The 20,140-nt window shown below is 42.3% G+C and carries 21 protein-coding genes; 18 read left to right on the forward strand and 3 right to left on the reverse strand.

The features are described 5' to 3' along the window. Positions 1-60 precede the first annotated feature (60 nt). Complete coding sequence (locus tag Q5741_RS20765; protein ID WP_305026024.1) at positions 61-1,047, forward strand: hypothetical protein; 987 nt, start codon at positions 61-63, stop codon at positions 1,045-1,047. A gap of 59 nt (positions 1,048-1,106) precedes the next feature. Here Q5741_RS20765 and Q5741_RS20770 read toward each other — a convergent pair whose 3' ends face one another. After that, positions 1,107-2,039: a hypothetical protein gene (locus tag Q5741_RS20770; protein ID WP_345784179.1), complete on the reverse strand. Its 933-nt coding sequence runs from the start codon at positions 2,037-2,039 to the stop codon at positions 1,107-1,109. Positions 2,040-2,407: 368 nt separating this feature from the next. Here Q5741_RS20770 and Q5741_RS20775 point away from each other — a divergent pair, with 368 nt between their 5' ends. Together Q5741_RS20775 and Q5741_RS20780 are read left to right on the forward strand one after the other, a co-directional pair. Then, a complete protein-coding gene (locus tag Q5741_RS20775) occupies positions 2,408-3,466 on the forward strand; it encodes an ABC transporter ATP-binding protein (protein WP_305026025.1) in 1,059 nt (352 codons plus the stop codon). 233 nt (positions 3,467-3,699) lie between these two features. Continuing rightward, positions 3,700-5,061: an amino acid permease gene (locus Q5741_RS20780; RefSeq protein WP_305026026.1), complete on the forward strand. Its 1,362-nt coding sequence runs from the start codon at positions 3,700-3,702 to the stop codon at positions 5,059-5,061. Positions 5,062-5,212: 151 nt separating this feature from the next. Here the strand turns inward: Q5741_RS20780 and Q5741_RS20785 are convergent, their stop codons facing one another. Next, entirely contained in the window at positions 5,213-6,949 is a 1,737-nt protein-coding gene (locus tag Q5741_RS20785; protein ID WP_305026044.1) for a methyl-accepting chemotaxis protein, read from the reverse strand. A 406-nt stretch (positions 6,950-7,355) separates the two neighbouring features. On the opposite strand from Q5741_RS20785, the gene Q5741_RS20790 reads away from it, so the two are divergent. The 13 genes from Q5741_RS20790 (at position 7,356) to Q5741_RS20845 (ending at position 16,962) form a co-directional block, all read left to right on the forward strand. After that, entirely contained in the window at positions 7,356-7,568 is a 213-nt protein-coding gene (locus Q5741_RS20790) for a hypothetical protein (protein ID WP_305026027.1), read from the forward strand. A gap of 186 nt (positions 7,569-7,754) precedes the next feature. After that, on the forward strand, positions 7,755-8,561 hold the full coding sequence (locus tag Q5741_RS20795; protein WP_305026028.1) for a tyrosine-type recombinase/integrase: 807 nt from the start codon (positions 7,755-7,757) through the stop codon (positions 8,559-8,561). Positions 8,562-9,280: 719 nt separating this feature from the next. After that, positions 9,281-9,604 carry a hypothetical protein gene (locus tag Q5741_RS20800; RefSeq protein ID WP_305026029.1) on the forward strand — a complete coding sequence of 108 codons (324 nt, stop codon included), beginning with the start codon at positions 9,281-9,283 and terminating at the stop codon, positions 9,602-9,604. Between the two features lie 336 nt (positions 9,605-9,940). Next, positions 9,941-10,033, forward strand: coding sequence for a competence inhibitor ComI (gene comI / locus Q5741_RS20805; RefSeq protein WP_007431380.1), 93 nt, complete (start codon positions 9,941-9,943; stop codon positions 10,031-10,033). Between the two features lie 366 nt (positions 10,034-10,399). Continuing rightward, positions 10,400-10,810, forward strand: a complete 411-nt coding sequence (locus Q5741_RS20810; RefSeq protein ID WP_305026030.1) for a DUF6188 family protein — start codon at positions 10,400-10,402, stop codon at positions 10,808-10,810. A gap of 228 nt (positions 10,811-11,038) precedes the next feature. Further along, positions 11,039-11,935, forward strand: a complete 897-nt coding sequence (locus Q5741_RS20815; RefSeq protein WP_305026031.1) for a DUF6414 family protein — start codon at positions 11,039-11,041, stop codon at positions 11,933-11,935. A 294-nt stretch (positions 11,936-12,229) separates the two neighbouring features. After that, positions 12,230-12,322, forward strand: a complete 93-nt coding sequence (locus Q5741_RS21725; RefSeq protein ID WP_407074399.1) for a hypothetical protein — start codon at positions 12,230-12,232, stop codon at positions 12,320-12,322. Beyond that, a complete protein-coding gene (locus Q5741_RS20820) occupies positions 12,312-12,617 on the forward strand; it encodes a DUF1643 domain-containing protein (RefSeq protein WP_305026032.1) in 306 nt (101 codons plus the stop codon). The genes Q5741_RS21725 and Q5741_RS20820 overlap by 11 nt, the downstream gene beginning before the upstream one ends. A gap of 156 nt (positions 12,618-12,773) precedes the next feature. Then, on the forward strand, positions 12,774-13,511 hold the full coding sequence (locus Q5741_RS20825) for a restriction endonuclease (RefSeq protein ID WP_305026033.1): 738 nt from the start codon (positions 12,774-12,776) through the stop codon (positions 13,509-13,511). 340 nt (positions 13,512-13,851) lie between these two features. Continuing rightward, complete coding sequence (locus Q5741_RS20830) at positions 13,852-14,235, forward strand: GNAT family N-acetyltransferase (RefSeq protein ID WP_305026034.1); 384 nt, start codon at positions 13,852-13,854, stop codon at positions 14,233-14,235. 236 nt (positions 14,236-14,471) lie between these two features. Beyond that, entirely contained in the window at positions 14,472-14,801 is a 330-nt protein-coding gene (locus Q5741_RS20835) for a DUF3024 domain-containing protein (RefSeq protein ID WP_305026035.1), read from the forward strand. 182 nt (positions 14,802-14,983) lie between these two features. Beyond that, positions 14,984-15,490, forward strand: a complete 507-nt coding sequence (locus Q5741_RS20840) for an HIT family protein (RefSeq protein WP_305026036.1) — start codon at positions 14,984-14,986, stop codon at positions 15,488-15,490. Positions 15,491-16,212: 722 nt separating this feature from the next. After that, positions 16,213-16,962, forward strand: a complete 750-nt coding sequence (locus Q5741_RS20845) for a metallophosphoesterase family protein (protein ID WP_305026037.1) — start codon at positions 16,213-16,215, stop codon at positions 16,960-16,962. Between the two features lie 553 nt (positions 16,963-17,515). Here the strand turns inward: Q5741_RS20845 and Q5741_RS20850 are convergent. After that, positions 17,516-18,508, reverse strand: a complete 993-nt coding sequence (locus Q5741_RS20850; protein ID WP_305026038.1) for a helix-turn-helix transcriptional regulator — start codon at positions 18,506-18,508, stop codon at positions 17,516-17,518. A gap of 70 nt (positions 18,509-18,578) precedes the next feature. Between Q5741_RS20850 and Q5741_RS20855 the strand changes: the two genes are divergently transcribed. Next, complete coding sequence (locus Q5741_RS20855) at positions 18,579-19,064, forward strand: cysteine hydrolase family protein (protein ID WP_305026039.1); 486 nt, start codon at positions 18,579-18,581, stop codon at positions 19,062-19,064. A gap of 203 nt (positions 19,065-19,267) precedes the next feature. Next, positions 19,268-19,651, forward strand: a complete 384-nt coding sequence (locus Q5741_RS20860; RefSeq protein WP_305026040.1) for a nuclear transport factor 2 family protein — start codon at positions 19,268-19,270, stop codon at positions 19,649-19,651. Positions 19,652-20,140: the final 489 nt, after the last annotated feature.

Raw genomic sequence — 20,140 nt, forward strand, 5'->3', positions numbered from 1 at the left:
TGAATCAGGGGCAGTATGGCAGCCAAAGGATCCTGCAGCCTGCAACCTGCAACCTTGGCTATGATGCAGAAGCGCCAGTATGCCGACCATCCGCTTCTCCCGGGTATAACGTATGGACTGTTTGAAGGTGAACTGAATCATGGAACCCGCATATTGACACATAGTGGAGAGGTAGATAGTTTTGAATCCTGGATGGTACTGATCCCTTCTGCTGAAATCGGAATTTATGTTGTGGCGAACAGCAGTGATTCGGGAACAGTTATGCATGAGAGGCTTGTCCAAGCGGTAGCGGATATCCTTCTGCCTTCTGCTCCATTGCCTGTGGTTGAGCCGGGAGAGAACGCATCATTTCCTGTAGAGCAGGCTGCCGGATCATACAGCTATTCCATCAGCCCGCAGCACAGCTGGGGCCGATGGGTTCGTCTCTTGGAACTATCGGTGTATCATGTCACAGTGAAGGGACAGCAAGTGTGGATCCAGCGGCCTGGCTCCACCGGTGAAGGCAGCCTATTTGTTCCGGTCAAAGACGGCGTCTATCAGGAAAAGGGCGGGAAGCAGCGTGTGTGGTTCCATAAGAAGAATGGTGTGTGGCAGATGACAGGTCTGGAAGGAGTGACCATGGTAGGCAGCGGGATATTAAACTCATCCTTATGGCAGCTGCTGTTTTATGGAAGCCAAGCTCTGCTGTGGCTCATAGTGCTGGTGGTATGGGCTGTTCGATATATCTTCAGCTGGTTGACCGGAGGTTCACGAGCGCCCTTCTCCCAACTGCACTGGGTTGCACTCCTATTTACAATCTACGTACCGGTCCAGCTGATGGTGGGACTAAGGAACATGCAGTTCGGCTTCCCGGGCTGGTACAAGTGGGGGATTTGCAGTCTGCCGCTGCTCGCTTCTTTGCTGGCAGTCTGGATGATATGGAGCCGCCTGCGGGCAGCCTTGGGGTTGGACAAGAAAACGATATGGTTATGCGCTGCTGCCTTCGCTGCATGGATGTTTACGGTATTTCTTCTGTATTGGAACATGTTATCTATTCATTATGTCTAACTCTAGTATTAGCAAAAATAAAAAGACCGCCTCTGGGCGGTCTCTCTATGCAAATCTGATTATTTGCTCGCTGCCTGCAGTGTCTGCAGTGTCGTATAGATATAATTGCTGAAGCCTTCGGCCGGTTCGCCCTGCGGGATGCTAACCTTAACGGCAAAGCCGCCGCTAGCATTCTCGATGACGATATACTGTTCGGTTGTCTTGTCATTCGCAGCCTGGAGGACCAGATGTGCATCGGTCAACCCACTAGGGTAAGAAGACTTCTCCACCTTGGACACCGTTCCTGCAGCCTTGAGATCCTCCCGGCCTTCCTGCTCAAGTGTATCTAGGCTGAAATCGGAAGGAAGCTTCTTGATCTCGGCATAATAATGGTCATCCACCGCCATGGCAACCCGGTTCTGATCCGGGAAGAAGGACATCGGATCAAACACATACAGGGAGTAGCCATTGCCTTCAGCCAGCTGTGCCGGCTGCTTTTCTGTGCTGCCTTCAAGAGTTACTTCAAATTCCTGCGTGGCCGGGCGCTCTGTACCAGCAGTATTGGACCCTTGTCCGGACGATGTGCCTCCGGAATTGCCAGCACTGTCCGAAGCACCGTCTGTTTTCTCAATCTTGGTTAAGATCAGCTGCTTGACTGTAGAATCACCTTCAACAGCCTTTTCCAGATACTCAATATTTACTTTGTCGCCTTCTTCAAAGTCATTGACGGTGTTCTCCAGACCTTCACCTAATTGAAAGGCGGTGGCCTGACCGTTCAATTCAATCTCTACCGTATGCGGATCGGCAGCGCCGTTATATACACCTTGAGCGGATTGGATCTCTGGCTGTGCGGCAGGCTCAGATGTTTCTGGCTGATTCTGGCTTGTCTCTTCTTTGGCAGGGACAGACGGACTGGATTGCGGTTTCGGTCCGCAGGCTGCCAGGGACAGGCTCATGCTGAGTGTCAGTAAGGATACGAATAGGATCGAGCGTTTTGTCATGTGTTTGTTCATGTTGAATAACACCTCCACTTATTACAAACGAATAAAGTTACACATTGGTTGCGCTTTGAGCCAAAATGCGTGACCGGAAGATGTTACAGGTCGCGGACCGCACATACCCTATTGACTGGAGGGTGCATAAATAGATATTATAAATATTGATATGTAATATGGAAGAGCTGAAGAAAAGCGCAGCACACCCGTACTTGCAGCCAAGTCGGTGCTGCTTTAGCCGAGATTCTAGCATATTCTGTATAAAATGTAAAACGTTATTTGGTGTCGTTACCCTTTACAGCATATTAGAGGACAATCCGCATTTTCATATGATTACGGATTCATGACGATAGGGCTGAATACAGGCTAATGGAGAGAGTGATAAGATGGAGCATTTATTGGAAGTTAAAGATTTGGCAATCTCGTTCAAAACACGCGGCGGGGAAGTACAAGCCATCCGCGGCGTAAGCTTTCATGTAGACAAAGGTGAAACACTGGCCATTGTTGGTGAATCCGGTTCAGGCAAGAGCGTATCGTCCCAGGCGATCATGAAGCTGATTCCACAGCCGCCGGGCATTTACAAGCGCGGTCAAATTCTGTTCGACGGACAGGAACTGATCAGCAAGACAGATAAGCAAATGCAGAAGATCCGCGGGAATGAGATCGGTATGATCTTCCAGGATCCAATGACCTCCCTGAACCCGACCATCAAGGTGGGCAAGCAGATTACCGAGGTTCTGTTCAAGCATAAAAATATGGCCAAAGACGCTGCCAAGGCGCGTGCTATCGAACTGCTGAAGCTGGTAGGTATTCCTGCCGCCGAGCAGCGCTTCAATCAATATCCGCATGAATTCAGCGGCGGTATGAGACAACGTGTCGTTATCGCTATGGCATTGGCAGCCGATCCGAAGCTGCTGATTGCTGACGAACCGACCACGGCGCTCGACGTAACGATCCAGGCTCAAATTCTGGAACTGATGAAGGAAATCCAGAAGAAAATCGAGACTTCGATTATCTTCATTACACATGATCTCGGCGTTGTGGCCAAAATGGCAGACCGTGTAGCGGTAATGTATGCCGGCCAAATTGTTGAGACAGGTACAGTCGATGAAATCTTCTACGATCCTCGCCATCCGTATACTTGGGGTCTTCTGGCTTCCATGCCAAGCCTGGACAGCAAGGGTAAGACACTGACAGCGATTCCGGGCACGCCTCCGGATCTGATCAAGCCGCCGAAAGGCGATGCATTCGCGCTGCGCAGCACCTATGCCATGGAGATAGACTTCGAGAAGGAGCCGCCTCTTTATCAGGTATCGGATACACATTTCGTGAAATCCTGGCTGCTGCATCCGTCGGCACCTGCTGTTACTCCGCCTGATGTTGTAACAAGCAAGCGCCGTGAAATGCCTAACAATTATGCAGAACCTGTACTGGTACAAGCGTAACATACCGGTATTTTATATTGATAAGAAGAGCCTGCCGGCCTGCCGGCAGGTTTTTTTATTGCCCAAACATCCCAAACTAGAAGACAGCCAGGCGGATTCCAGTATACGGATAACGAAAAAAGATTGCTTCCATGCGGAAAATGTGGTTTTATGATGAAACAGGGTTGAACAGTAGTGCACCAGCGCGGCAACGTACGAAGGCGACTGCTGTATTGAGGGAGGGGCAACACAGGATGACATCAGAAGACAAGACACCGACAGAGAAATCAGGACTGCAGCAGAAATTAAGCTCCCGCCATATTATTTTTATGGCTATGGGCGGAGTGATTGGGACCGGCATTTTCAAAGGAAGTGCAGATACGATCCAGCTGGCGGGACCCGGTGTGGTTCTGTCTTATATCTTCGCCGGGCTGCTGCTGCTCGTCGTCATGGGGGCCATTGCCGAGATGGCAACGGTATACCCGAATATGAATATGAAAGATTTTATCCGGCAGGCCTTCGGGGAAAGAGTATCATTCATTATAGGGTGGCTCTACTGCTTCCTATGGTTATCGGTATGTGTAATTGAGGTTGTAGCTGCAGGCAGCTTCCTGCAGTATTGGTTTACAGATGTTCCGCTGTGGATATTGAGCCTGTTGTGCGCAGCCGTACTGATTGGCATCAATTTCTTCAGTGTGGGCAAGCTGGGAGAGATTGAATTTTGGCTGGCAGGCATCAAGATTGCGATGATCATTATTTTTATTATACTGGGCGGTTGTCTGCTGTTCGGCGTATTGCCGGGTTCGGAAGCACCCGGGTTCAGCAACTATGTCGAGCATGGCGGGTTGTTCCCGAACGGCTGGCAGGCCGTGCTGTCCGCACTGCTGGTGGTTACGTTCTCGTTTGGAGGATCGGAGCTGATCGGCATGACACTGACCGAGACCGCGAACGCAGATCGAATTTTGCCGAAGGTAGTCAAAAATTTCATTCTGCGTGTCGTTCTGTTCTATACGCTGCCGCTTCTGATCATCTGCGGATTAATTCCGTGGAACGAGCTCAGTGACAGCACCAGTCCGTTCGTGCAGGTTCTATCGTCTACCGGGCTAAAAGGCTCGGCTCACGTCATGAACTTTATTCTGGTGACAGCAGTGATCTCGGCGGCCAACTCCGGTATCTACGGTGCAACCCGGATGCTGCATTCGATGGCTGTGGGGGGTGAGGCGCCGCGGCGGCTCTCACACACCAATTCGCGCGGTGTACCGGTCAACAGTCTCATCATCTGTGCGGTCGTGCTGCTGATCGGTTCGATGATTGCATTTGTTGCACAGAACGGGTTGTTCAGCATTCTGATGGCTGTACCGGGCTTTGTAGTCGTACTGGTATGGCTGTGCATTTGTCTGGCCCAATTGAAGCTGCGCAGGCAGTATCCGGTTCAGCCGAGCTTTAGGGTATGGGGTTTTCCGTACATTACAGGCCTGACCGTACTGTGTCTGGCTGTGATTGCGGTCGGCTTCATGTTCGACTCATCGAACCGGGTCAGCATCAGCGTCTCGGTCGGGTTTACCCTGCTGCTGGTCGTATGGTCTCTGATCCGGTTCCGGCACAAGCGGGTTTAATCATTTAAGGTTAAAGGCACTCTCTTTCTATTATAGGAAGAGGGTGTCTTTTTTTGAGTGCGCCACAGGCTGGCTATAATAACTTCTCTGCACGGTACTATTAAAAATAAACACGGCTGAATAGCATCTCTGCCACTCAGCCGAGCTTTTCTTATTCCGCTCGCACCTTGAAGAATGAGATTAATTCTTGCAATTCTTTGGATACTTCGGAGAGTTCATCAGAGGCGCTGACGATAGAAGCCATGGAGGCTTCTTGTTCCTCTATGGATTGCTCGATCTGTTTACTGCTGCTGGCCGCTCTGCTGACACTTGAGGATAGTTCATCGGCAGTGGCAGACATTTCTTGAGTGCTCGCTGATATTTCCTCTGTAGAGCTCGAGATATCTTGAATCTGGTTCGCAACTTTATTCGTTGCTGTAAGAATGTTCTCGAAGAAAGCGCCAGTCTCCTGAGTAACTTTCAAACCTTTCTCTACTTCCTCAGAGCCAAGCTGCATGGACTCGGAAGATTGGACAATATTCTGCTGGATCTCTTCGATCAGTTGACGTATTTGTTTGGCGGATTCTTGGGATTGTTCTGCCAGGTTGCGAACCTCTCCGGCTACGACGGCGAAGCCTCTGCCTTCTTCACCAGCGCGAGCCGCCTCAATAGAAGCATTGAGTGCGAGCAGGTTCGTTTGTCCAGCAATTTCCGTAATCATATTGACAATGTTGCTAATCTGATTCGAGTTATTTTCAAGGGATTGAATAGATTCAGACGTATTCTCGACTGCACCGGCAACGAGGCGCATCTGCTCGATGACCTGCTGCATCACTTCATTACCAGCACTGGAGCGCTGCTCCATGCTTAAGGCTTGATTCGCTGCGTCAGATGAACTGCTGGCAATGGTCTGAATAACGGCGGACATCTCTGTCATGGCACGTGCACTTTCAACGGTTGCTTGGTCTTGAGAGCGAAGTCCGCTTGAGATATCCTTCATATGCTTACTGATGCTTTGAATGCTCTCGTTATTGTTCTCAGAGATGCTGAGCAATTTCTTAGACGAATCCGACAGATGATGCGACGTATTCTGTACCTTGTACATCGTATCGTTGATTCGTTGAATCATGGTATTGAATTTCTTATTGATAATACCTAGATCGTCGCGCCCGATTTGAATCTTTACATCCAGGTTGCCTGTGCTAACTTCCTCAATACCGTGCATCAGGCTGCGGATCGGGGCAAGTGTTCTCTTCAGCAGCATGAACTGCAGGACCATGAATAGAAGCAGGAAACCAACAAGACAGATCGAGCCGTACAACAGCAATTCATTGAGACCTTCAGGCACTGCACTTGCATCTACATCGAAATACAGAGCGGCGTACATGGAGCCATCGGCATTTTTGATGGGATAGATCAATGTTGTCCAGGTACCGTAATCATCGGTGTAGAAATCACTGAAGGCAGGTTTACCGTCCGCCTTTATTTGTTCCAGCGCCACAACGTTATCCCGGGGCAATTCGTACATATCGCCAATGGAAAGATGGCTTTCCTGGAAGGGCTCTACCAGGTTCGTAGGAACAGCGATAATGGATGTGCCATTTCCATCCTTAAGCTCTGAACCGAAAATATACGCTTGCGCAATGTTTGGATAGAATTCGTGAATAGAATCAAGGTAGGCTTTCATTTTTTGCTGGGCAGGGCCAGTGTAGCTTTTTTCATTCATAGCTTCATTTACTTTGGCTGTATCCAGATCGACATACCATTTTTGTGTAATGACGGTTGCTTGATCATGCAGTTGTTTCACTAGAATATTCTTTTGCAGCTGATAAGCGGCAGTGATGAGGATGACACCAATCAGCACGATACTACCGAATGATATGACCAAATTTTTGGCAAAGAAAGGCATTGTACTCCAACGAAGCTTGTTTAACAAGGTGGTTCACTCCTTAGATGATGTTTAAAAGATATGTTGCTGGACGAAGTCTATGTATGTTGTTTTCCTTAATCCAATTTTCTCCGATGCTTAACTCCTATTTTGCTAGAGGTCCGTGCAATTTCGTGTTGCTCATGCATGCGCAGGCCATCTATGCAAGATCTATACCTGTGATATATCGTAATATAGCTATATTTATGTTAGGTTTCGAAGTTCAATTAGTTCTTAGGAACTGGTTCTGAGGTATTATTTTATCGTTTTTTCATCTATTTATTTTGAGTGAAAAATATAAACCTTGCTCGGTCCAGACCATTATGTACGGAGTTTGACGCTTATTTTCAAAAAGTTCCGAAAGCATCGGAAGGCGGTTTTCTTTTTCATGGGGAAAGAGAGCGGCCTTTTTTTGTGTTCAAGTCCGGCACCTGCCCCTTCCGCAGCTCTTAACGCGGACAGTAAATGTTATGAGAAGGAGTATTTGATTTGTGAAGAAGAGATAGAGGTTCTGAAGTTAACTATGGATGCACTGGGAATCCAGCTGCCCTACCACCCAGGCGATCTTACGCTAATCCGTACCCTTGAGGGGAGACGCTGAGATCCGGCGATGAAGTTGTGGATTATTCCCTTTATAGAGCCTGCAATACAGCAGCTGCTGCTAATGTTTCCGAGAGAGAGGTTTCGGATCGAACCGGCGCTGCAGTCAGAATGCAGGTCATTTAAGGAGAATATAAGCTCGTCGAAGAAAGACAACGGCCTTCAGTGTGCTGTCCTGGTTAAACAATTGAGCTTACGCTGTTACAGCAGGAAGACAATCAAGGCATACTGCAGTCAGGTACAGCGCCTGCTGCATACCCTCCCGGACGATGCATCACGGATCAGCAGCAAAGCCGTTCAAGAATACTGTTACGCACTGCTGGCTCATGGTATATCCCACTCTAGCGTCAATCAAACTATTAGTGCGATACGGTTTTACGCCACATATGTTCTGAACAAGCCGGTGACTGAAATACAGTATATCCGTCCCAAGAAGCAGCACACCTTAACGAATGTACTATCAGAAAACGAAGTCATCAAGCTGCTAAAGGGCGTAACGAACATTAAACACCAGGCTGTCCTCTTTCTGACCTATTCTTCCGGACTGAGGGTCGGCGAGGTGGTTCGACTGCGTACGGACGATCTGGATGAGGCAAGGCAGGTCCTTCGTATCCGGCAGGGGAAAGGAAGAACAGATCGGAATACTCTTTTATCCCCTACAGCTATGAAGATGGTGCAGTCTTATACCGCCCAGCATCAACCACAGGGTTGGCTGTTCCCAGGGCAGGATTCCCGTCGTCATGTGACCGAGCGTACCATCCAGAAAGTGTTCGAAGAGGCGAGAAGACGAGAAGGCATTGTCAAAAAAGTTAGCATTCACTCGCTGCGCCATTCATTTGCGACCCATCTGCTTGAAGGCGGCACGGATCTCCGCTATATCGAAGAACTGCTCGGTCATCAGAGCGCACGGACCACCCAGCGCTACACACATGTCAGCACCAAGAACATCCAGCGAATCCAGAGCCCGCTTGATCGGATGAATCTGGATGAATGAGAGCAGGCAGGGAAGGGAGTAAGCGATGCAGGGCAAAGAAGGGCGGAGAGAAGATTGGACAAGGGGGAGTTGGATCTTGAATGAAAAGAGGTGTAGCCAAGACAGGGGGATGGCAGAAAATTATGTGGGACTTCGCATACACCCTGCCATGGATTATAATAGAAGAAGTACATAAATTTACTGTCCATCGGGGTATACACGAAGTTCAGATAGATGATGTTATATGAACAGACTTGCAATGGATTAAAACCTTGAATGGATCGGATGAAAGAAATGAAAGGTCAAAAATCGATTAACAAAAAAAGGATCAAAGAAAAGATCAAATGACATTGAAGGGTAAAACAGATTATAAAAACGGGTTAAAAAAAGGTCGAGTAACATTCAATAGATCAAAAGAGATTGAGGATCAAGGACAAATTAAGAACGAAGACCAACGAAAATGAAATGACATAAAAAATGAGAAGCATGAAAAATCAATAAACACATAAAACACATACATGAAGAAACATTGAAGAGAAATGTGTAGTAGGTTCAAAGGAGGCAAGACCGTCCAATAACATCATATTCAAGCAGCGTCTCCTTCGGAGCCTTGGTCTGCGGGAAGGATTTCGGAGAAGGATTTCAACAGACAACCCCTTCGGGGTTCATGAATACAGGAACGTTATCGGAAACCCTGGAAACCCATATTAAATAATAATCCATGATGGATGTGAGCCAGAGTGACAATAAATAAAAGGGATTCAAGGACAATTAATATAAATGATGAAATTTTTAGATGGACTATTTCTCCCGATAGCGGTTATTCAGTGTTTATTGCAGAACATGAGACAATAAAGGGACAAAGAATACAAGTATATATAGAATCAGATATTGATAGTTTTTGGGTAAACTTTCCCTATGTTGAAACCATGAATCAAAGGCTAATTAAACCAGGTGCAGTAAGAAAAATGATAATAGAAGCAATAAGATTAGGATGGAAATACAAAGAACCAGGGAAACCTATTGTATTTGATCTAAAGAATGAATTGATATATAGAAGATAATAATTTTCGAGGCAACTCAAAGATGTCCAGGGCATCCGATAACACAGTATTCACACTGCAGGTTTTTTGGCCCTTGGTCTGCAAGAAGCTTTTCGAGGAAGTGAAGTCAGCAGACAACCCTGCACTGTCTAATTCCGTCGGACCCGGCAGCTGAAGCTGTCTTAAGCCAGTGCAGGGTTCGCGAATACAAGAACGTTATGTGATAGAAATGATGGGCTGAAAAGAATAATAAAAAAATCGGATAAGAACACTTGTACGGAGATGTAAACACAGGTAAAATATAGATACAATTGAATCTTGGGTGGGTATGGTTTCCCTTCGAAAGGAGGTGAAACCATGGAAGTGAAAGATGCGATGACTCTAATGCTGTTATTCGGAACATTCATTCTTGCACTTTTAACGTACATTAATAACAACAAGAGAAAGTAAAAACCCACCCCAAGGTTGAGAGCCAAAGGTGGGTTTTTGTCCTGACTTGACTTAAGAAGGGATTAACCATCCAAGCCAATTGTACTGACCAAGTGTTCGCCGCACTTGGTCTTTATTTAAGAATATGATAACACATCTGAAACGATGAATCAAAATAAAAAGAGCAATGAAAAAGAGTGGAGAGTAAGCAATACCAAAGAAAAATTTCCATCATATAACATAATATTCAAGCAGCAGCTCCGTTGGAGCCTCGGTCTGAGGGATGGATTTCGAAGAGGGATTTCAGCAGACAACCCCTTTGGGGTTCATGAATACGGGAACGTTAGGCGAAAAGGCCGAATAAGTTTATAGATCGAAGGTGACAAAGTGCAAAGAAATACGAGCAATATTAACTTTGTTTCGGTAATTGGACAGAAAGTTAACGAGATAAACAGGATGTATCCAATTCTTATTCTTGATGATGGACATCTGACAATTGAGTGTCCATGGAGATTAAGGAAAGGTAATAGAGTTATAGTAGGACAACCAGAAACAAAAATAGAGGACAAAAAAGACAAGGCATTTTTAGAATTTGAAGAAGCTCTGGTAGGAAACACGATAAAAGACATAATACATTATGAAGACATATCAGATCTTTCTGTGGCTTTTGACGGAGATGTATATCTTGATTTATTTCATGACAGCTCGTGGTATGAAGGATGGCAACTTCAAGGACCAGGAAGTTTTTTTGTTGTATCTACCCCCGGTGGGGGCTACTCACATTGGAAAGAAGATTAGAATACCGATCTTGTTAGTAATTTCGAAGATGTCGGCCACATCATTTAACAAAGCATTCACACATTAGAGCCTGGCGGCTCCTCGGTCCGCAAGAGGGATTTCAAAGAAGTAATTCAGCGGACAACCCTGCACCGACTAAGCGCATCGCGCCCGGCCTGACAGCCTTAAGTCGGTGAGGGTTCGTGAATGCATAAACGTTAGACAAAATCACAAAAGGAGAGAATGTAAATGAAATCGAATAATTTAAATATCCCAATTTACTTAAATCAACAGGTTGTTTTTGATCTATTAGCTATTTTAGAGGATGGATTCTCTAAATTTCGTGCTGTCAAAACTCAAGCCGTAGACTCGGAATCCAAAAGCTCTGAAGTGGGTGGGTCTATAACTGCAAGCAATTTATTGTCTTTGTTAGGGGTATCACTATCAAGCAAGCTTGGAAAGTCTTCTAAAAATGATAGTACACAGGAATTTTCGGAAGAGAGAGTACATACACCTGCCTCATTGTTCTCGAAACTTAAAACTACGTTGGAGGAACAATCCGAAATAAACTTTTTATCATTAGAAGCTCTTCAAAAAGATGAGATTCGCACAGGTGATTTTGTCGAATTAGAAGGAGTATTACGAAAGAATCCTATGGTTAATACAATAGAGACATTCGTTAAAGTTTTTGAAGCATTCATACCTTTAATAGATCAGGGACAAACGAAACCTAAAAATAATGGAAGAAAACAACCTAATGAAAATGAAATGATATTAGAGCAAATGAAGGCTGTATTAAATGACCTCACCAGATCAAAATCAGTTGATTTGATTGTTGATCTAGATAACAAAGTTAAAGCGGTTCTTTCATGTAATTTAGAGTATTTTAATGAGCAAGATGCTTATGAGATCATTGATGGCAAATTTAAAGTTTTAGGTAAGGTAATAAGGGTTGTAAAATCGGAAAGTGAAGAAAGTATAAACCTTTTGAGAAAAACAAGCTTTGGTATTTTTAATACCGATGTCATGAGTGATTTAGTAGGGAATTTTAATGTGCTTTCAGGGAATGGAATGAATATACCGGATTTGATTACTGAGATTGAAGGACCTTCAATACAAGTAATTCCAATAGCAATTTATGCTTAAGCAAAGAAGTTGTGACTTCGTCTAACAAAATATTCAAGCTGCGGCTCCTAACGGAGCCTTGATCTACGGGAAGGATTTCGGAGAGGAATTACAGCAGACAACCTCTGCGAGGTTCATGAATACAGGAATGTTATGGGAAATACCACTAAAGAAGTTTTATAGAAAGGAACGAAATTATATGACAATAATTCAAGAAGCTAAAATACAATCAAAAGTGATTTTTTCAAAAGACAAAAGGCACAGATACTTGCTTGAGAGAGTTTGGGACAATGAGAAGAAAAAGTGACTGTGATTATGATTAATCCGAGCTTTGCAGATGTATTAAAAACGGATGTGAGTGTTTGTAAATTGATGAATTTCTTAATAGATAATGATTTTGGCACTTAGGTTAGTAAAATTATATGCATTTATTTCAACAGACCCTTCTGCTTTATCAAACAATTCAGAGGCCGTAGGTGAATTAAATGATGAATATATTGAAGGTTCTATAGCAGATACTGACTTGATTATTATTGGTTGGGGAATTGAAAAATTAAAATACACCAAAAGAAAAGCATACATAAGGAACCTATTAAAGAAAAGTAATATAGAAATTAAAGGATTCATTGATAATGAAGGGCGTATAGGGAGACATCCAAGTAGGATAAACCAATTTATATTGAGTGATTTTCCTCTGGAGTAATGGTACTACCCATAACATAATATTCAAGCAGCGGCTCTATGGAGCCTTGGTCTGCGAGATGGATTTCGTTGAGGCATTACAGCAGATAACCCCTTCGGGTTTCGTGAATACAGGAACGTTAGGTGAAATTATATAAAAATGTTTAGGAGTGAATTTGTGTTTAATCTAAAACAAGAAATGGAAGATAAAGGAAAGAAATTCGAAGAACTAGTTCACTACGTATACCAATCACTCTTATCTCTTGAAGGCAGAGATATACAAGTATCTAGAGATATAAAAATCTTAGGTAAATCAGGATCACTGCATCAAATTGATGCTTTTTATGAATTTGAATTAGTGGGTGTTAATCATAAAGTTGCTATCGAATGTAAGAATCATGCTCGTGCAATTACTAAAGGGAGTGTTCAGGAATTTTATGCAAAACTAAATGATTTGGATAATTGTATTGGAATAATGGTGTCTTCAAGTGGATTTCAAGAAGGGGCCGAAGTATTTGCAAAACATTATGGAATTGAGTTGTTATCTTTAGGTGAGCTTCCTCTTTTGACCAAGGTTATTTCTGCAAAGATTGGAGTGATTTTGCCGAATGAAAAGGTTTTGGGGCAACCTTTTTGGACTCTTATGGAGGAGAATAATGGACAAGTAACAGGTAGTTATATAATTTATACTCATGTGAAAAAGCAAAACTTTTATTTATTTTTATCAAAAAAAACAGCAGAAGTAGTTTGTGAAAAAGCGGGAGGAGTAGTGAGAGGAATTAGTCATTTGCATCTTAGAGTATTAATCTCGTTTGCAGAGCTTCATGAATTGGATTTTATATTTTTTCCTTACGACGAAAAATTAGTATTGAAGTTAACTTATGAAGATGTTAAAGGACATTTTCTTTATATATAAATCGATCTACATTATTTAAGATTTATTAAGTAATTTCACCTAACATAATATTCACGCTGCGAGCATTCGCTCTTGGTTCGACATGTGTCGGACACCCGGCATACGCCGGGGCGTGAATACGGGAACGTTAGGTGAAATATGAAATAGCTAAATTAAGGAGCAAATAAAACATGTCACAAATCAGTGAATTATTATTTCCCAGTATGCATAAGAAGTACAAGACTTAAATGAGAGATTAGAGAATGCCATCAAATTAAGAGATAAATACAAATCAGAAAAAAAGGAATCGCAGAAGTATAGTGCTCTTATTAATGATCTTATAGGTCAGGAATATACCATTTTGTCTGTTAGACAAATCAAAGACGAATGGGTTGTTGTTTATTCAAAAATAAATTTGCTAGATGTATTTGTTAAAAGCATATATTCATTTTCACATAATGTAAACTTAAGTTTTTTTGTATCTCATTTCGAAGAAAAATCTTCAATAAAAATAGAAGATATACAAGTTTCCGAACAGTACCGAAATAGAGGATTCGGATCAATTGCAATGGAGGAACTCTTTAAAATAGCTAAGAAAATAAAAGTTAAAAGAATATCTGGTTCATTTTCACATGTTGATCGGGATCACATTGATAGATTGAAGCATTTCTATGGCAAGCATGGATTTGTTGTAAACATAAATGAGAGTAGCCAATCAGAATCAATTAGTAAAGAACTAATGTAGTATCACAGGGAAGTGTCAAACTTCATCTAACATCATATCCACGCATCGTAGCCTAACGGCTCCTCGGTTCGCCCGAGGGTAATAAGCAGAAGAAGTGTATTCAGGCGGACACATCGCATCGCGGCCGGCTGCTGGCGCAGCCTTAAGTCGGTGGGACGTCGTGGGTACAGTAACGTTATGAGAAATCATCGTGATATAATTAAGGCAAAAGAGAATAAGGCAGGCGAAACTAATTCATGGATGATTTTACGAAGAAGCGGATTATGAAGATTATGGACAAGTACACCGAAAATGCAGTGCCAGAACATGTGAAAAGCCAAATTAAAATTAGTTACAAGATCAGAGGAAATCACGTGACATTAATTGAAGAAAGACAAGGATTCAAAAGTGATCAATGGGTGCAGATGCCAGTAGCTCAGTTTAGATTAGGTGAGAATGAATGGAAAATTTATTGGCAAGACAGTAAAGGGAAATGGCATTTCATAGATGACATAGAACCGAATGAAGATTTTGAAACACAGTTAAAGATCGTGGATGAAGGACACAACGGAATGTTTTGGGGATAGTTCGCAGAAGCCAATGACATCTCATAACATAATATTCAAGCAGCGGCTCCTTTCGGAGCCTTGGTCTGCAAGGTGGATTTCGAGGAGGAATTTCAGCAGACAACCCTTTTGGGATCCATGAATACAGGAACGTTAGATGAAATTACAATGCAGGTACTTAATCAAAAACTATGAGGTGCAAAATGCCAAGACAAATTACAATGGCTGATGGAAGATCAGTAGAAGTCGAATGTGTAAGCTGCGCATTGACAAGTGGCTTGATTACTTCAACAGGTGGGGTGATTTTTGAGTCAAGCAACTTTCATGTCCATCAGGATATTGCTTATCCAATCAAAGGGTTAGTTATATTGGCTTCAAAGAGGCATTTTTACTGCATGGATGAATTAACAGATGAAGAGCGATTAGAATTTATTTCGTTAATTCATAAGCTCAGAAGTGAACAAAGAAAACGATTGGGAATCGATAAGGTCTATTATTTTTATAATGAAGATACAACACATCACTTTCATTTGTGGATGGTTCCTAGATATGAATGGATGTACCCATTTGGAAATTCAGTAGAATCATTAAGACCGGTATTATTACATGCAAGGAATAATATGAATGACGACGAGAACATGAAGAGTGTAGAAGAAGGGGTTAGTATGTTAAGAGAGGGCATGAGGGATTTTGTGAGTAACTCAAGGTAACTCCATCTAACACCGTGTTCACGCTTCGGCTGACGCCCTCGGTCTGGCAGAAGAGTAGTCGGGGAAGTGGATGCAGTCCGACAACCCTGCGAGGCTAAGTCCCGGCGGACCCGACGCTGTAGCACCTTAAGCCTCTAGGGTTTGTATACACACGAACGTTATCAGAAATTAATGCAGGGAAAGAAAAAAACACCTGAAGTTCAGGTGTCGTTCTCACCACTTTTCGGCCGGCTTTCACGGACTCATCAGTAGGTTATACCTATAAGTAGTGAGATTGGCTACAATGCTGATGTAAACTGTTAACTTCATTACGACATTCAGACCTACAAACATATTAATTCCGATTAACACCCACACCCCTTTTTGAACCATTGATTTCATATTGAATAAGATAGTCAGGCTTGTCATCATCAGCATCGAGAGGCCAACCTCGATGGACATAAAAATGTTTCGACAATCTTAGTATACACAACAGGAAATCTATGTACAATGTTTATGTAAAAGAAGAGCAATTATTATGAAGTTCTTATTTAACAGCCGAGGGCAACATATCGCTAATGGCTAACAGACTTTTGGGACTGGATGTATTGAGAGAGGGGGGATTCTATGTAGATCTACGCCAGACACCTCAGCATTCGCTGAAATCGTGAATACAAGAACGTTATAAAAAAATATTACAAAAAAATCAATAATAAATAAAACGGATTGAAGGAGAAGTATACATGAAGATTGCAATTCTAACTGATATTCATGGTAATTATCCGGCATTGAGTGCTGTATTCTCTGATATTGATTCCCGCGGGGATATCGAACATACATATTGTCTGGGCGATATGATTGGTATTGGTCCTAACTCTAACGAAGTGCTTGAAGAGATCATGAATCGAAAGGATGTAACGGCGGTATCAGGTAATCATGAAGAGGCGGTTTTAAAACTACTGCAAGGGGAGGATACTTTGCCGGGTCATGAAATGATCGCTGAACATCATAAGTGGATCGGTAAGCAGCTAAAAAAAGAAAATATCAAGTTTATAGAAAATCTCTCTCAGACACTAGAAGTTGAAATAGAAGGGCAAAAAATATTGATAACGCATTACCATATGAAGAACGGAGAAAGAGAAATAATCGATGAAACCCCTTCGGGCTTAAAATTAGACGCAAGGTATGATGGCTCACCTTATAATCTCGTTTGTTTTGGTCATCATCATCCAATCCATTATTTCAAGACTGATCAAAGGGTTTATTTGAATCCTGGAGCATTAGGTTGTAATGATCATGCGATTGCAAGGTACGCGGTAGTAGAACTGCAAAAAAGAACATGGAGTATTCAACTTATAGGAACCACATATGATAATAAAGCATTTCTGGAGTCTTTTGAGGAGTTGAAAGTTCCAGACAGAGAGTTTATGATAAACGCTTTTCATGGGAACCAACTTGAGAGAGATTTCAAAGATGGTAATAACATCTCATAACATCATATTCAAGCAGCGGCTCCTTTGCAGCATCGGCCTGTAAAAAAATCCATAGGAGCATATCAGCAGACAACCCGTTCCGGATTCATGAATACAGAAACGTTATAGGATATCACCAACTTCAAAATGATTATGTAGGAGCATTCGATGGAGCGAAAATATCTAGAGATAAAAGAATACACCGATCAGGAAATCAAAGGTATTCTAGAACGACAAATGCTTGAAGAGCTAATTTTATTGGATTATATTACAGGAATTAAGGGATAATGAAAAATACAGAGGAACGGTAATAGATGCAATAAGTGATATAAACCTATTCTTAAATTGGATGTTATCCAAGAAGCATGATTTGTAGAGGATTCAAAGAATTCGGTAACATCCTATAAAACTATAATCACGCTGCATAGCCTGTGAGCTCCTTGAATCGCCAGATGGTAGGGATCGAGGAAGTAGACTCAGGCGACAACCACTGCGAGACGAAGTCTGTCGACCCTGCCGCTTGTGCTCATCTCACTGAACAAAAATGGCAAGGCAACTCGTCTACCTCCATGTATTAATTCTCGTATATGGTAGCTATATCATGTATTCTGCGCTTCATTTCTGTGCGGATATGTAACGGCTCTAAACACTCGCATTTATCCCCAAAACTGAAAAGAATATTGTAGTAGTATTCGTTCTCTATGAAAGGAAAACGAACAAAACAATGCTCATCCCCGTCTGACGAAAAGTCTTCATAAGTGCAATAATCAAGTACCCTGTCTATGATAGATTTATGAATACGAATTTTGATTTTTGTTTGCATAGTTGCCAAGATCTCCGTAAAATCCAACTTCGGTTTTTGATAATCTCTTGGCGTGAAAAATTCCTCTTGTATTTGTAGGTTTGATGTGCGTGATAGTTTGAATAAGCGAAAATCATTTCTTTTATGGCAATACCCTTGCCAATACCAATGACTACTTTTCAATACAAGTTGATACGGCTCGGCTGTTCGTGAAGTTTTATTTCCGTAGCGGTCTGCATATGCAAACGAAAGCAGCTTGTGTTCCTGTATAGCTGTTTTGAGCATTTCTAAATAGGTTTGTATGTTCCTGTTGCCCATCCACGGACTTAAATCAATATATATTTGATTTGCTTTTATTTCAATGTCTTTCGCTCTGTCGGCAGGGATAAAGCTCTTGACTTTCGCAAGGGCGTTTACCAGTTCATCACCTCGAATCATGTTGGAAAGACTGGAAAGTCCCATTAAGATAGCGGAAAGGTCTGCAGTCGAAAAAACCTTTCGATCAATCTTGTATTTTTGCATAATTTCAAAGCCGCCGCCCACTCCCGATGTTGAGCGAACAGGAATACCCGCCATGTTGATAGTGTCTATGTCGCGGTAGATTGTGCGGGGTGAAACTTCAAACATATCTGCTAACTCCTGTGCGCCTATGCGCTTTTTATCAAGGAGTATCATAATCATGCTAACCAGCCTGTCAACTTTCATCTGATCGCCGCCTTCCAAATTTCTTGTTATCTTTCCAGATTGTTGCCAGATCGTTGCCATAATGTTGTCAACAATTACAAGGTATATTAAAAAAGCAAACAAATCAATGTACCTAACAGGAGGGAACACGATGCAGAAAAAAGCCTTAGTCATAATTGATATTCAAAATGACATAACCAAGAATTACAAGGAAGTTATTGGCAATATCAATAAAGCTATTGATTGGGCGGTCCATAATAATATTCATGTTATTTATATAAGGCATGAAAATTTATCAGCCGGCACGAGGACTTTTAAACCCAATACCTATGGTTCTGAGTTAGCCTCAGACATGAACATAGTATCAGAACATGTTTTTACAAAATATAAAGGAAATGCATTAAGCAGTAAAGAATTTACAGACTTTATCAGTGCAAACGAAATATGTGATTTCTACATAGCAGGAGCGGATGCTGTTGCTTGTGTTAAATCAACCTGTTACAACTTACGTAAAGCAAATTATGGCGTTCATGTCCTATCAGATTGCATTACCAGTTATGATAAAAGGAAAATGGACGAAATGCTGCGTTATTATGAAAGTAAAGGTAGTAAAATTATCTGTTTGAATGACCTATGAATTTAAGTTCTTTCCACATAAAGTGTATAACACGGCGGGCATTTTGCGCCTCGCCTTTTTTTACGAATGACATTCTATCTTTACATAACTACTTGAATTCAGAAGAGGTTAAAGTCGGAAGCATTAGTGATGAAGGAAAGTATGGGAAGTTCTTTGTATTAGAAGATATACCAATCATTCAAAACCCAGGAGTGTGAATGAAAATGAAAAACTCGATATTAAAAGATCTTATTGAACAATATGTAAAGGCGTACAATACGTTTAATATTGATGGAATGTTAGATGTTTTACATGAAAGCGTCCAATTTAGGAACATCTCAAACGGTGATGTGAATACACAAACACAGGGAATTGAAGAATTCCGTGCATTGGCAGAACAGTCAGCCCAAATCTTCTTGCAAAGATGTCAAGTCATTAAGAGCATTGCCATTACAGATGATAAAGCAGAAGTTGAAATTGATTATGAAGGAGTATTGTCAGTTGATTTACCTAATGGAATGAAGGCAGGAGAATCAGTAAAACTTCAGGGGAAATCCATCTATCAGATGAAGGATGAAAAGTTAGTATTAATCGAAGATTACAGTTAAGACCGGTATTGAAAGTTATTCATAGATGGTCCTGACATCAAATAACCGCGCATTCAAGCATTAGTCGCTTTCGCCCCCTCGGTCCGCTGGGGCATTTCGGAGGAGCAGATTCAGTGGACAACACCTGCAAAGCTAAGTCTTCAACTGGCGCGGCGGTCTCGTTTGATCGCCGCGGCAAATTTAGCCTCTCTGGTTCGTGAATGTGTAAGACGCTATGGGATATACCATGAATCTGATAAAAGAATAACACTAAATAATCTAGGGAAGAGGGGATTATTATGAATTTACAAGAATTATTTAAAGTGAAACTAACTAAACTTTGGAGTGAAGGAATGATTTAATTTGGTGATGAACTATTTACACCAGAGTGCTTAAATTTTTGTGACAAGATAATTGATAATTACATAAACACTGGAGTTGTCAACAAAAGTGCAGTTTGAAAACACCCCTCATACAGAAATCCCGTGATTAAGCTGCTTGTGACAGCAT

Origin of the sequence: Paenibacillus lacisoli (assembly GCF_030580655.1) — a bacterium.
Classification (GTDB): domain Bacteria; phylum Bacillota; class Bacilli; order Paenibacillales; family Paenibacillaceae; genus Paenibacillus; species Paenibacillus lacisoli.

Bases quoted from the DNA above. Each gene is read 5' to 3' on its own strand.
- Q5741_RS21725 (WP_407074399.1), top strand. From the start codon at position 12,230: ATGATTAATCCGAGCTTTGCAGATGTATTAAAAACGGATGTGAGTGTT.
- Q5741_RS20850 (WP_305026038.1), bottom strand. From the start codon at position 18,508: ATGGCAACGATCTGGCAACAATCTGGAAAGATAACAAGAAATTTGGAA.
- comI (WP_007431380.1), top strand. From the start codon at position 9,941: ATGGAAGTGAAAGATGCGATGACTCTAATGCTGTTATTCGGAACATTC.
- Q5741_RS20790 (WP_305026027.1), top strand. From the start codon at position 7,356: ATGGGGAAAGAGAGCGGCCTTTTTTTGTGTTCAAGTCCGGCACCTGCC.
- Q5741_RS20785 (WP_305026044.1), bottom strand. From the start codon at position 6,949: ATGCCTTTCTTTGCCAAAAATTTGGTCATATCATTCGGTAGTATCGTG.
- Q5741_RS20770 (WP_345784179.1), bottom strand. From the start codon at position 2,039: ATGAACAAACACATGACAAAACGCTCGATCCTATTCGTATCCTTACTG.
- Q5741_RS20815 (WP_305026031.1), top strand. From the start codon at position 11,039: ATGAAATCGAATAATTTAAATATCCCAATTTACTTAAATCAACAGGTT.
- Q5741_RS20860 (WP_305026040.1), top strand. From the start codon at position 19,268: ATGAAAAACTCGATATTAAAAGATCTTATTGAACAATATGTAAAGGCG.
- Q5741_RS20845 (WP_305026037.1), top strand. From the start codon at position 16,213: ATGAAGATTGCAATTCTAACTGATATTCATGGTAATTATCCGGCATTG.
- Q5741_RS20780 (WP_305026026.1), top strand. From the start codon at position 3,700: ATGACATCAGAAGACAAGACACCGACAGAGAAATCAGGACTGCAGCAG.
- Q5741_RS20840 (WP_305026036.1), top strand. From the start codon at position 14,984: ATGCCAAGACAAATTACAATGGCTGATGGAAGATCAGTAGAAGTCGAA.
- Q5741_RS20775 (WP_305026025.1), top strand. From the start codon at position 2,408: ATGGAGCATTTATTGGAAGTTAAAGATTTGGCAATCTCGTTCAAAACA.
- Q5741_RS20765 (WP_305026024.1), top strand. From the start codon at position 61: ATGATGCAGAAGCGCCAGTATGCCGACCATCCGCTTCTCCCGGGTATA.
- Q5741_RS20835 (WP_305026035.1), top strand. From the start codon at position 14,472: ATGGATGATTTTACGAAGAAGCGGATTATGAAGATTATGGACAAGTAC.
- Q5741_RS20855 (WP_305026039.1), top strand. From the start codon at position 18,579: ATGCAGAAAAAAGCCTTAGTCATAATTGATATTCAAAATGACATAACC.